General features: G+C 62.7%; 11 protein-coding genes. 4 read left to right on the top strand and 7 right to left on the bottom strand.

Going from position 1 to position 12673, the window contains the following annotated elements:
* Positions 1-118 precede the first annotated feature (118 nt).
* Together SA496_RS02505 and SA496_RS02500 are read right to left on the bottom strand one after the other, a co-directional pair.
* The gene (locus tag SA496_RS02505) at positions 119-1207 is read right to left on the bottom strand and encodes an alpha-hydroxy acid oxidase (protein ID WP_330115015.1); all 1089 of its coding nucleotides are present in this window, start codon (positions 1205-1207) and stop codon (positions 119-121) included.
* A gap of 169 nt (positions 1208-1376) precedes the next feature.
* Complete coding sequence (locus tag SA496_RS02500; protein ID WP_120652940.1) at positions 1377-2540, bottom strand: type III PLP-dependent enzyme; 1164 nt, start codon at positions 2538-2540, stop codon at positions 1377-1379.
* A gap of 559 nt (positions 2541-3099) precedes the next feature.
* On the opposite strand from SA496_RS02500, the gene SA496_RS02495 reads away from it, so the two are divergent.
* A complete protein-coding gene (locus SA496_RS02495) occupies positions 3100-4683 on the top strand; it encodes a peptide chain release factor 3 (RefSeq protein ID WP_120652941.1) in 1584 nt (527 codons plus the stop codon).
* 140 nt (positions 4684-4823) lie between these two features.
* Positions 4824-5276, top strand: a complete 453-nt coding sequence (locus SA496_RS02490) for an REP-associated tyrosine transposase (protein WP_330115014.1) — start codon at positions 4824-4826, stop codon at positions 5274-5276.
* A gap of 65 nt (positions 5277-5341) precedes the next feature.
* Here the strand turns inward: SA496_RS02490 and SA496_RS02485 are convergent, their stop codons facing one another.
* Positions 5342-6355 (bottom strand): succinylglutamate desuccinylase/aspartoacylase domain-containing protein, encoded by a 1014-nt coding sequence (locus SA496_RS02485; RefSeq protein WP_330115013.1) that lies wholly within the window; start codon positions 6353-6355, stop codon positions 5342-5344.
* Positions 6356-6453: 98 nt separating this feature from the next.
* Here SA496_RS02485 and SA496_RS02480 point away from each other — a divergent pair, with 98 nt between their 5' ends.
* Entirely contained in the window at positions 6454-7077 is a 624-nt protein-coding gene (locus SA496_RS02480) for a TetR family transcriptional regulator C-terminal domain-containing protein (RefSeq protein WP_120652944.1), read from the top strand.
* A 118-nt stretch (positions 7078-7195) separates the two neighbouring features.
* Here SA496_RS02480 and SA496_RS02475 read toward each other — a convergent pair whose 3' ends face one another.
* The 4 genes from SA496_RS02475 to SA496_RS02460 all read right to left on the bottom strand — a co-directional run bounded on the left by SA496_RS02475 (position 7196) and on the right by SA496_RS02460 (position 11532).
* A complete protein-coding gene (locus SA496_RS02475) occupies positions 7196-7891 on the bottom strand; it encodes an ABC transporter permease (protein ID WP_120652945.1) in 696 nt (231 codons plus the stop codon).
* 13 nt (positions 7892-7904) lie between these two features.
* Positions 7905-8615 (bottom strand): ABC transporter permease, encoded by a 711-nt coding sequence (locus SA496_RS02470; protein ID WP_153921512.1) that lies wholly within the window; start codon positions 8613-8615, stop codon positions 7905-7907.
* Between the two features lie 60 nt (positions 8616-8675).
* Complete coding sequence (locus SA496_RS02465) at positions 8676-9461, bottom strand: transporter substrate-binding domain-containing protein (RefSeq protein ID WP_120652947.1); 786 nt, start codon at positions 9459-9461, stop codon at positions 8676-8678.
* A gap of 67 nt (positions 9462-9528) precedes the next feature.
* Positions 9529-11532 (bottom strand): aminotransferase class I/II-fold pyridoxal phosphate-dependent enzyme, encoded by a 2004-nt coding sequence (locus SA496_RS02460; protein WP_330115012.1) that lies wholly within the window; start codon positions 11530-11532, stop codon positions 9529-9531.
* A 229-nt stretch (positions 11533-11761) separates the two neighbouring features.
* On the opposite strand from SA496_RS02460, the gene SA496_RS02455 reads away from it, so the two are divergent.
* Positions 11762-12544 carry a TatD family hydrolase gene (locus tag SA496_RS02455; protein ID WP_153921517.1) on the top strand — a complete coding sequence of 261 codons (783 nt, stop codon included), beginning with the start codon at positions 11762-11764 and terminating at the stop codon, positions 12542-12544.
* Positions 12545-12673 lie beyond the last annotated feature (129 nt).

Raw genomic sequence — 12673 nt, 5'->3', positions numbered from 1 at the left:
AAGCAATTTCGACTGATCAGTCACTTTTCAGCCTTGATACATGAACCGACCAACGCCTTGATCGGTATCAGCCAAGATCACGGTCTGTTTCAGGGCTGTCGTGTACCGCAGGGACGATTCAGCGCCAAACGAGTGAGGCGTTGATATCAGTCAGCGTGGAGCAGCCGGTAAGTGCCATGGCTACCTCCAGCTCGGTGCGCAGCAGATGAAGCACATGGGCGACACCGGCGGCACCCGCCGTAGCCAGCCCGTGAACGTAGGGTCGCCCGATCATCACTGCAGTGGCCCCCAGGGCAAGCGCCTTGAACACATCCGTACCGCGGCGTACGCCACCATCCAGCAGCAACGGCACCCTTCCCTGCACCGCCTGCGCGATGGCCGGTAGCACGTCGAGGGTCGCGGGCAGGCCATCCAGGGTGCGACCGCCGTGGTTGGATACCACCACGCCGGCCACGCCATGCTCCACTGCTCGCACGGCATCCAGAGGGTTCATCACGCCCTTGACCAGCACCGGGAGCCGAGTAATCGATTGCAGCCACTCAAGGTCCTTCCAGGTCGGCGCGCTGGCCAGCAGCGGGCTGCCGAACAATGGGCTGGACCCCGGCTGGGCGACGCTTGGTGGCAGACTGCGCATCCCCCTCAGGTTGACCGCCTCGACACCATCGGGAAGCGCGAACGCGGCTCGCTGCTCGCGGTTGCGCATGCCGTTCACCGGTGCGTCCACTGTCACCACCAGGGCTCTATAACCAACAGTTTCAGCACGCCACACCAGCTCACGGGTGAACTCGCGGTCCGGCTGGATATAGAGCTGGAACCAGAGCGGTGTTTGCGCCGCCCGGGCGATGTCTTCCAGGCTGACACTGGCCTGGGTACTGACCACCAGCGCCGCGCCCATGGCCGAGGCGCCGAGCGCACTGGCCAGTTCACCATCGGCGTGAGCCAGCTTCTGGTAGGCCACCGGGGCGAGCAGGATCGGATAGTCGAGGTCGAGACCACAGAGCTGGAGTCTTGTATGCCCGCCGCGAAGATCGCCCAGCACGCGATTGAGCAAACGCACACGCTGGAAGGCGGCCTGGTTGTCGGCCAGGGTAAGCTCATCCGCCGCACCACCACTGAGGTAGGCCCAGGCCGAAGGCGTCATGCGCTCGCGGGCGAACACCTCGTAGTCGGAGACAGCAGCAATATCGGCGGGAATCTGGGCAGTCATGGCGGCAGGCACTCCAGGCTCGGAACGAGCCGACTGATACTCGTTTGCAATTGAAAGTGGCGCCTATCTTACTGCCATGGGTTACCCCGAGGAACGGAGCCATACGGCCAGGGCGCAGAAACGACAAGGCCCGCCATGAAGGCGGGCCTTGTATGAAGCGCTCGATGGCTTACAGGTAGAAGGCCTTCAGCGGCGGGAAGCCGTTGAATTCCACCGCGCTGTAACTGGTGGTGTAGGCACCGGTGGACAGCCAGTAGAGGCGGTCTTCGGCGGCCAGGTTCAGCGGCAGGCCGTACTTGTAGTTCTCGTACATGATGTCCGCGCTGTCGCAGGTTGGGCCGGCGATCACCACTTCTTCCATCTCGCCTTTCTTCTCGACCCAGATCGGGAACTTGATGGCTTCGTCCATGGTTTCGATCAGGCCGGAGAACTTGCCCACGTCGGTGTAGATCCAGCGCTCGACCGCGGTACGCGACTTGCGCGCCACCAGCACGACTTCGCTGACCAGGATGCCGGCGTTGGCGATCAGGGAACGGCCCGGCTCCAGGATGATTTCCGGCAGTTCGTCGCCGAAGTCTTCCTTGAGGAAGCGGATGATTTCCTCGGCGTAGGTTTCCAGGCTGTTGGTGCGCTGGATGTAGTTGGCCGGGAAGCCACCACCCATGTTGATCATCTGCAGGGTGATGCCGTCTTCTTCCTTCAGGCGCTCGAAGATCACCTTGACCTTGGCGATGGCGGCGTCCCAGACGTCGATGTCGCGCTGCTGCGAGCCAACGTGGAAGGACACGCCGTAAGGCACCAGGCCCAGTTGCTTGGCGAGGATCAGCAGGTCGAGGGCCATGTCCGGGTTGCAACCGAATTTGCGCGACAGCGGCCAGTCGGCCGAGGTGGAGCCCTCGGTGAGGATACGGACATAGACCTTGGCGCCCGGAGCGGCCTTGGCGATGTTGCGCAGGTCAGCTTCGGAGTCGGTGGCAAACAGGCGCACACCCTTCTCATAGAAGTAACGGATGTCGCGGGCTTTCTTGATGGTGTTGCCGTAGCTGATGCGTTCCGGGCCAACGCCGGTCTTCATCACCTTGTCCAGCTCATAGATGGAGGCGATGTCGAAGTTGGAACCCTTGTCGCGCAGCAGTTCGGTAATCTCGGTGGCCGGGTTGGCCTTCACCGCGTAGTAGACCTTGGCGAAGGGGAAGCAGCTGACCAACTGATCGTAGGAATCAGAAATGGTCTGCTTGTCGATCACCACGAACGGGGTTTCTTGCTTGTCGGCGAATGCCTTCATGCGCTGGAAAGTTTCGGGCGAGAAATAGTCTTCGACCTTGATCGACATGCGAGGGACTCCATATGGCAAAACAAACGAAAGTTGTTAGGGGTGGCCAGTGTTGCGTTGGACAACAGGCCTGAACGTCTGATCAGTTTCCCCACTTTGGTTCGCCTACTTCCCAAGGCATGTCGCCGAGGATCTTCAGTCGTTTCCGACATCAAACCTCTCGTCGTCAGTACTTGAGCCGGATGGATCGTTGCCAGCATGGACGTTCGGGCGCGAACTTTAGGACCACAGGAAGCGCAGATCAATCAAAAATTGCCGCTTTCTTGCATCCCTTTGTCGCATCACCAGTTGACTGTTTCGAATCTTCAACAAAACGTCATGGAATGCTGCACACATGCGGGTTTCAGGGTGATGACAGGGGGACGGAATCAGGAATGGGACTGCCCCTGTCCAAGCGAATTCATTCGCAAAGGGCTGTTCAGCAGTCCCGTACGATGGCGCAGAGCGAAGCGAAGCCCGACATGCCCGGCGGCGCTGATCGACCGTCCATTTCCGGCTATAATCCCGCGCTTTTCCGGGCCGTCCGCTGCCCGTCACACTTCCAGCCAGGCACGCACCCATGACCATCCAGGCCGCCGAAGTCGCGAAACGCCGCACTTTCGCCATCATTTCCCACCCCGACGCCGGTAAGACCACCATTACCGAAAAGCTGCTGCTGATGGGCAAGGCCATCGCCGTAGCCGGTACCGTGAAGTCGCGTAAATCCGACCGGCACGCCACCTCCGACTGGATGGAGATGGAAAAGCAGCGCGGCATCTCCATCACCACCTCGGTGATGCAGTTCCCTTACCGCGAGCACATGATCAACCTGCTCGACACCCCCGGCCACGAAGACTTCTCCGAAGACACCTACCGCACCCTGACCGCGGTGGACTCGGCACTGATGGTCCTCGACGGCGGTAAAGGCGTAGAGCCGCGCACCATCGCCCTGATGGAAGTCTGCCGCCTGCGTGACACCCCCATTGTCAGCTTCATCAACAAGCTGGACCGCGACATCCGCGACCCCATCGAGCTGCTCGACGAGATCGAAGCGGTATTGAAGATCAAGGCCGCGCCCATCACCTGGCCGATCGGTTGCTACAAGGACTTCAAGGGTGTCTACCACCTGGCCCAGGACAAGGTCATCGTCTACACCCCGGGCCATGGCCACGAGCGCACCGAGATCAAGGTGATCGACAAGCTCGACTCCGACGAGGCCCGCGCCCATCTGGGCGATCTCTACGACAATTTCGTCGAGGAGCTGGAACTGGTGCAGGGCGCCTGCCACGAGTTCGACAAGGAAGCTTTCCTCCAGGGTCATATGACCCCAGTGTTCTTCGGTACCGCCCTGGGCAACTTCGGCGTCGATCAGGTGCTCGACTGCATCGTCGACTGGGCGCCGAAACCGCTTTCCCGCGCCACCCATGAGCGCAGCGTCGAACCCACCGAAGAGAAATTCTCCGGTTTCGTGTTCAAGATCCAGGCAAACATGGACCCGAAACACCGCGACCGTATCGCCTTCATGCGCATCTGCTCGGGCAAGTACGAGAAGGGCATGAAGATGCGCCACGTGCGCCTGGGCAAAGACGTGAAGATCGGCGACGCCCTGACCTTCTTCTCCAGCGAGCGCGAGCAACTGGAGGAGGCTTTTGCCGGCGACATCATCGGCCTGCACAACCACGGCACCATCCAGATCGGCGACACCTTCACCGAAGGCGAAGCGCTCGGTTTCACCGGCATCCCGCACTTCGCCCCGGAACTCTTCCGCCGCGTACGCCTGAAAGACCCGCTGAAGTCCAAGCAGCTTCGCCAGGGCCTGCAGGAGCTGGCTGAGGAAGGTGCCACCCAGGTGTTCTTCCCCGAGCGCAACAACGACATCATCCTCGGCGCCGTGGGCGTGCTGCAGTTCGATGTGGTCGCCAGTCGCCTGAAGGAGGAATACAAGGTCGAGTGTGCCTACGAGGCGATCAACGTCTGGTCGGCACGCTGGATCGAATGCAAGGACGAGAAGAAGCTCAAGGAGTTCCAGGACAAGGCCTTCGAAAACCTTGCCGTGGACGGCGGCGGCCACCTCACTTACCTGGCCCCGACCCGCGTGAACCTCAGCCTGATGGAAGAGCGCTGGCCGGACGTGAAATTCCGCGCCACCCGCGAGCACCACTGAAGATGTAAACCTGTAGGAGCCAGCTTGCTGGCGAATCGGAACATCCCTTTCGCCAGCAAGCTGGCTCCTACATCGGGCTCCCTTGCCCCTCTTGAAGCCCTGAGCAAACCTCCGTGTTTTCTTCGTAGGGAGCGCAATGGATGCGCTATCAAGGAAGGAACCTGCGCAAAGGCCGCTTCTCCGAGCCCGGCCGAATCTACCTGCTGACAACCGTCACTCATGAGCGAACGCCCGTGTTCGCACATTGGAGTTCCGGCTGCCTGGTCGCCCGGGAGATTTATGCCATGCGGAATGGACACTCGCTGGAAACCCTCGCCTGGGTATTGATGCCTGACCATCTACATTGGCTCGTCCAGCTGCAGTCCGGAACCCTGGAACAGCACGTCAGGCGACTGAAGTCCCGCTCGGCGATTGCCTTGAATTCAATGAAGAAAAGTAGCGGGCGTGTGTGGCAGAAGGGTTTTCATGACCATGCCCTTCGCAGAGAGGAAGACGTGCGGACCGTGGCCCGCTATGTCGTTGCCAATCCCTTGCGTGCTGGTCTGGTGGAGAAGTTGGCGGACTATCCGTTCTGGGACGCAATCTGGTTGTAGGAGCGAGCTTGCTCGCGAACCGGAGTCCCTCTTTCGCCAGCAAGCTGGCTCCTACGACAGGGCTGTTACGGGTCGAGGGGGCCTGAGGTCCAGGTGCTCGACGGCAGTAAACCGGTGAACTTGGCCACTATCGCGCCCTCAGGGACCAGCCGGTCGCGATAGCGGGTGACCATCAGGCCCGCCTGGGGCGCCAGCAGCCGGTGTTCGCTGGACGGGTCGCCAGGAATGGCGATGACACGCGCGAAGCACTCACCGGCCTGCACCGCATCACCAAGCTCCCGCTCGAAAACCAGCACCCCGGCGGTCGGCGCGAACACGGTTTCCATATGCCCGATAGGCACTGCCGTACCCTGCCATACCGGTAATTGCGCCGGCTCGGCGACAACGCCGCGGCCACAGAGGAAGGTATAGAGGCCATCGGCATCCTGCTGAGCCAGGGCGTCACTGACATCCCCCTGCCCGCGCAACTCGACGGTGGACACTAGCCGCCCCTCGACACGACCCTCCGCAAGCCAGGGCGCAATCACCATCTCCTCGAAGGCGCCATCTCCGTCTCCCTCCCAGATGATCGCCACCTCGGCCCCAAGGGCTGCCGCAAGGTCCTGCCCTGCTGGCCAGAAGCACTGGTGCAGGTAGACGTATTGCAACGCTTCGTCGTCCGTGTGCAGGTCCAGGACGATGTCGGCATCGGCCGCGAGCCCGGCCAATGCCTTCTGCCAGACCGCCAGGTTGCCAACTGGCCGGGCCTGCGTCGCTGATGCGATGAAGCCGCGATTGAAATTACGACTGCTGGACTCGTGCACCCGACCCAGGATGCGCCCATGACGAAACTGGCCGATGCCTAGGGGATTGGCCTGGGGCACCACGGTCACACAGCCGCGAAGCAGGCCGTTGTCAGCAGCCTGGACCAGGCGCGGCAAGAGTTTGTGCAGCACCAGCATGCCGGCGATCTCGTCGGCATGGACCCCGGCCTGCAAGTGGACCCTGGGGCCCGGCTTGCCGCTGTCCAGGCGCCATGCCGGCACCCGCAGGCGTGCGCCGGAATCCCCTGGAATATTCAGGGAGACATCTTCGATCATGTCCTACCTCCTCTGGGCCGCCGGACGAGTCCGGACGGTTGGTTTGTCGCCGGGCCAGGCGGTACTATCCCGGCCCATCGAGCGAAGGAAATCGCCCCTTGGATACGCCCCGCGAAAGACAGCCACGCACCAACCCCGACGAGCGCCGCGAGCATCTGGTGCGCGCCGCCCTGCGCTGCCTGGTTGCCGAGGGCCACGCCGGTATTTCGGTGCGCCGCATCGCCAAGGAGGCCAACGTCGCCGTTGGCCTGATCAATCACTATTTCGGCAGCATCGATGCGCTGGTCGCGCAGGCCTACGAGACCCTCGCCAGCGAGGTCAACCAGGCCCTGGTGGCTCGCATCGACGCAGCCGGCCCGAAACCTGCCGCGCGTCTCGAAGCCTTCCTGACCGGCTACTTCTCGCCGGTCACCCTGGACCCCGACCTGCTCAGCCCCTGGGTTGTGTTCTGGAGCCTGATCCGCCATTCCCCGCAAGTGAACGAAGCCCACGAACGCACCTACGGCGGCTCGCTGGTACTGCTGGAAAAACTGCTCTCCGAGTTGGCCCGCGAAGAAGGCTTTTCCATCGCCAAGCCGCGCCTGGCGGCCATCGGCCTCTCTGCCATGCTCGATGGCCTATGGCTGGAGTGGTGCCTCAATCCCGCCAACTTCAGCGCCGAAGAAGGCCTTGAGATCAGCCGCCGCTGGGTCGACAGCCTGCGACGCGGGGCCTATGCCTGAGCGGCATGGAGAATCTGTAGGAGCGAATTCATTCGCGAAGCAAGCCACAGGCCTGCCCTATCGCAAACGCGGTCGCCCGTTCGGGACGATTCGCGAATGAGTTCGCTCCCACATTTCCTTAATTCGCCCGACGAAACATGCTTCGTCGCTCCGCCAGGCCAAACCCGGTCTCGATCATGAACGTCAGGCAGACGTAGATACCCGCGACAAGCAACAGCGGCTGGTAGATCTGGAAGGTCTGGGCACGCACCACGTTGGCGGCCCCCAGCAGATCAACCACGGCAACGGTGGAGGCGAGGGCGGTGGACTTGAGCAGCATCACCGTTTCGCCGGCCAGGGTCGGTAGCAACAGGCGAATTGCCCTGGGCAGCCAGACCCGGAACAGCACCAAGCGCTGGCGCATGCCGAAAGCCGCCGCGGCCTCCAGTTCGCCCCTGGGCACGGACTTCATGCCGCCACGAATGACTTCGCCGACATAGGCTCCCACCGAGAGCACAAGAGCGAAGACGATGTACCAGAAGCCATCACGCAGGTAGGGCCAGAGGAAGCTGCCACGAATCAACGGGAACTGGGCAAACAGGCTGCCCAGTCCGTAGTAGAAGATGTAGATCTGCACCAGTAGCGGCGTCCCGCGAATCACGCTGGTGTAGGCAAGGCTCGTCCCCGCCAGCAACGGATTGCGCGACATCCGCGCCAACGCCACCAACAGCGCCAGGACAAAGCCCAGCCCCGCGGAGATGACGAGGATGAGCAAGGTGGTGCCAAGGCCGCTGAGCAGCAGTTTGCCGTAGTCGAATATCCAGGTAGCGGTCATCACACGCCCTCGCTCACACCGACGGGGTCCAGCGGCGGAAGCGCCGTTCGAGCCAGCCGGAAAACAGGTTGGAGAGCACCGTCAGCAGGTAATAGAAGGCTGCGGCGGTGAGGTAGAAGGTCAGGTAGTGGCGAGTCGAGCCAGCTGCCTGCTTGGCGGTGAAAAGCAGTTCGTTGGTGCCGACGACGCTGATAAGGGCACTGTCCTTGATCAGGTTGACCCAGAGGTTGGCCATGCCGGCCAGCGCATTGGGCGCCATGATCGGCAAGGTCACCCGGCGGAACAGGCCGAACCCGCTCAAGCCGAAGGCCCGCGCAGCCTCGATCTGCCCATGGGGAATAGCCTGGATGGCCCCCCGGAAGATCTCCGAGGCATAAGCACCCTGCACCAGTCCGAGCACAGCGATGGCCACCACGGTGCCGTTGAGTTTGAGGTCGCCGTAGCCGAGCCAGGCGAACAGCTGGTTGAGCCCCATCGACCCCACGTAGTAGAGGAGCAGAATCAGCAGCAGCTCGGGTATTGCGCGGCAAAGGGTGGTGTAGCCACGCATCAGCTGCGCCACTGGGCGCGGGCCGTTGAGCTTGCCCATGGCAACCGCCAGGCCGATCAGCATGCCCACCAGGAAGGCGCCGACGGAAATCTGCAGGGTTACCCACAACCCTTTGAGCAGCGCCGGTCCCCAACCCTGGGCACCGAAGCCGACCAGTTCAAAGTAAGACTGCATTGCAGGCCCTCATCGAGGCGGAAATGCGCCACCCCGGCAGGGCCGGGATGGCTCCGGAGGTCACTGCTTCGGCGCGACGCTGACGTCGAAGTACTTGGCGGAGATGGTCTTGTAGTCCTCACTGGCCAGCAGCTTGCCGATGGCTTCGTCGAGCTTCGCCTTGAGGGCGACGTCGTCCTTGCGCAGGCCGGCCCCCACGCCGCGACCGAACAACGGATCGTAGGGCACCTCGCCCTTGTTCTCGATTCCGGCAGCCTGGGCATCGGGAGATTTGACGAAGGCGCTGACGGCGATCCCGTCGGCCATCATCAGGTCGATACGTCCTGCCACCAGATCAGCGTTCACCGAATCCTGGGTGTCGTAGTAGCGCACGTCGGCGATGCCTTCGTAGTGCTGCTTCAGGTAGTTGGAGCTGACAGTGGAGAGCTGCACGCCGACCACCTTTCCTTTCAGACCTTCGGGACTGACGGTGACGTCCAGCGCAGCAGGCGCGGCCACTGCAACCGGGGTGTCGTAGTAGGCGCGGCTGAAGGCGATCTGCTTCTCGCGCTCCTCAGTGACGGACATGGAGTTGAAGATCACATCCACCTTCTTCGCCATCAGGGCTGGAATCAGGCCATCCCAGGCCACCTCGTCGATCTCGCACTGGGCCTGCATCTGCGCGCAGAGGGCGCGGATCAGGTCCGGTTCGAAGCCTGCCCACTGGCCGTCGGGCTGCTTGCTGGAAAACGGTGGATACGGTTCCGCCGCCATCGCGAACCTCAGGGTTTCGGCCTGCGCGCCCGCCGCGCCAGCCATGAGCATTACCGCACCCGCCATCCAACGTGCCAGTTGAGACTTCTTCATGGTTTCTGCCCTGCTTGATGTTGTTGTGGTTAGAGCTTGTCGAGCTGGCCGCGCCCGGCGGCCGGAATCAGCGATTCTGGTGGGCTGTGACGAACTGTCGGCAGCGCTCGCTGCGCGGTCTCAGGAAAACCTCCTGCGGAGACCCTTCCTCTTCGATACGCCCCTGGTGGAGGAAGGCGACGTGGCTGGAAACGTCACGAGCGAAGGCCATTTCGTGGGTCACCAGGATCATGGTGCGACCCTCTTCCGCCAGAGAACGGATCACCCGCAGCACTTCACCCACCAGTTCCGGGTCCAGCGCCGAAGTGGGCTCGTCGAACAGCATGACCTTGGGTTCAACCGCCAGCGCACGGGCAATCGCCACACGCTGCTGCTGGCCACCGGACAGGAAAGATGGATACTCGTGGCGCTTGGCGGCGAGCCCCACCCGCTCCAGCAGTGCCTCGGCCCGCTCGATGGCTTCGGCGCGGCTTTCCCGCAGCACCTGGATAGGCGCTTCGATCAGGTTCTCCAGCACAGTGCGGTGGGGCCAGAGGTTGAAGCTCTGGAACACCATGCCGAGGCGGGAGCGAATCCGGGTCAGTTGCTTCTGGTCTGCCACCATCGGTTCGCCGATTCGACTGGTAGTGAGACGAATGCTCTCGCCATCTACCGTGACAGTCCCCTGGTTGGGAATTTCCAGCATGTTGATGCAGCGCAGCAAGGTGCTCTTGCCCGAGCCGCTGGCGCCAATCAGGGACACCACGCCGCCCTCCCGGGCGGTCAGCGAAACGCCCTTGAGCACCTCGAACTGGCCAAAGCGCTTGTGGATCGAATCCACCTCCACCATTTTTGGCCGCTCCACTTTCGCAGACTGGATATCGACAGAAGCGGCCGAGCGCACCTCGATGATCGAACCAGTCCCCAGGGTGGAGGCAAAGCGGCGGATGCGTGCGCACGCATCGGCTAGCTGGGCTTCACCCAGGCTATAGGACAGTCGCACGAAGCCGGCGGCGGATGGACCGAAGGCCGCAGCGTCCAGAACCGAGACGCCGGTTTCGCGGAACAGTCTCCAGGCAAAGTCCAGGGAACTGAGGCCACTGGCGCGAACATCGAGCAGGACGAACATGCCCGCTTCGGGCTTCAGCACCTTGAGCGGCGCGCATTGCTGCAACGCATCGACCACCAGGTCGCGACGACGCCGATAGAGCTCGCGCATTTCCCCAGTCACCTGGTCGTAGGCGCGCACGGCGGTCAACGCCGCCTCCTGCACGAAGCCAGGAAGTCCATACAGCACGTTCAGCGCCAGGTTCTCGATGTGCGCCACCAACTCGGGGGCAGCGACCACCCAGCCGGTACGCCAGCCGGTCATGGCGTGGGATTTGGACAGGCTGCCGATGCTCACGGTGCGCTCGTGCATGCCCGGCAAAGTGGCGAAGTATTGGTGCGGCTGTTCGAAGGTCAGGCTCTCGTAGACCTCATCCACAACGACCCACAGGTCATGCTGCTGCGCCAGTTCGGCGATAGCCTGCATTTCCTCGGTATTGAGCACCACGCCGGTCGGATTGTTGGGGTTGGCGAAGAAGATCGCGCGGGTACGTTCACTCATGGCTGAGCGCAAGGCGTCGAGGTCAGGCCGGAAACCGCCCTCCGCCGGACACGGAACCCGCACCAGGGTAGCCCCGGTAGCCTTCAACGTAGCTTCGTAGGTGACGTAGACCGGATCGAAGACGATGACTTCATCACCGGCTTCCAGCAGGCACATGGCCGCGGCATAGAGTCCGTTCTGTGCGCCGGCCACGAGGATCGCGCTGTCTGCCGACACCGGTCGGCCGGTCAGGCGACCGTGCAGATCGGCGATGGCCTGGCGCAGCTCGGGGCGGCCGGCGACGTCACAGTAATGGGTGTCACCGGCCTGCAAGGCCTGGATGGCAGCTGTAGTGATGGGTTCTGGCGTGGCGAAATCCGGGTCGCCAATGCTGAGAACGATGACGTCCTCGCCTGCACGTTGAGCGGCGATGGCCGCGTAGTGAATATCCCAGGCGGCGGTGCCTGGCCCTGCCATTCTCTCCACAAGCGAAGCGAAACGCATGTTCGGGCCCCATTGCTAAGGGTGGAATCCGGGTCACGGGACTGCATCGGCGAACCGGCGGGTGGGCCCAACCATAGCCCAGCATGAACGAGTGTTCAATAGCGTTTTCAGCCTTGTTTTCCCAGCCCTTGGCGATGCCCCGGGGCAGAGCGGATGCACCGAAAAAAGCCGCCCGAACGCCCCGGAAATGGGCGTGTCGGACCGGGAAAGAGCGGTATATGCTGGCGCCATGCTGATCGATACCCACAACCACCTGGACTTCCCCGACTTCGACGCCGACCGCGACGAGGTACTGGCGCGCTGTCGCTCTCTGGGTGTGCGACGCCAGGTACTGCTCGGCGTATTCCGTGAGAACTGGCGTCGAGTCTGGGACATGGCCCACGCGGGAGATGATTTCTACACCGCCCTCGGCCTGCATCCGATCTACCTGGCGCAACACCGGGACGAGCACGTGCTGGAACTGCGTGAGTGGCTGGAACGCCATGCGGACGATCCCAAGCTCTGCGCAGTGGGGGAAATCGGTCTGGATTACTTCGTCACCGAGCTGGACCGCGATGCCCAGCAGCGTCTGTTCGAGGCGCAGCTGGCGTTGGCGGCGGAATTCGAGCTACCGCCACTGCTGCACGTAAGGCGCAGCCATGCGGCGGTGATCGCAACGCTGAAACGCTTTCGCCTCAAGCGCCCCGGCATCGTCCACGCCTTCGCCGGCAGCCTCGAGGAAGCGAAGGAGTACCGCAAACTGGGCTTCCGCCTGGGTCTCGGTGGCGCCCCCACCTGGCCCCAGGCCAACCGCCTGCGCAAGGTCGTGGCACAGCTGCCACTGGAAGACATCGTGCTGGAAACCGACTCGCCGGACATGGCCCCCGCCATGCACCCTTACGGCCGCAACAGTCCGGAGTTCCTGCCAGACATCTGCGTAGCCCTGGCGGAGATTCGCGGTGTTACGCCCGACGAGCTGGCCGAAGCCAGCACGCGGAATGCCTGTGAGGTGTTTGGCTGGGAGTCGATATGAGATGTGCTGACAGAAGCGCGATTCTGCTCCTGTAGGAGCGAATTCATTCGCGAAGGGCAGCGCAGCTGCCCTCGTCTTGTTCCGCAATCGCGACTGAAGTCGCTCCTGCAACAGAACCGTCGGTATCTC

The organism is Pseudomonas sp. JS3066, from assembly GCF_036328175.1.
Classification (GTDB): domain Bacteria; phylum Pseudomonadota; class Gammaproteobacteria; order Pseudomonadales; family Pseudomonadaceae; genus Metapseudomonas.
Note: the sequence above shows the minus strand (reverse complement) of the source record. Positions and strands in the feature narration are given on the sequence as shown.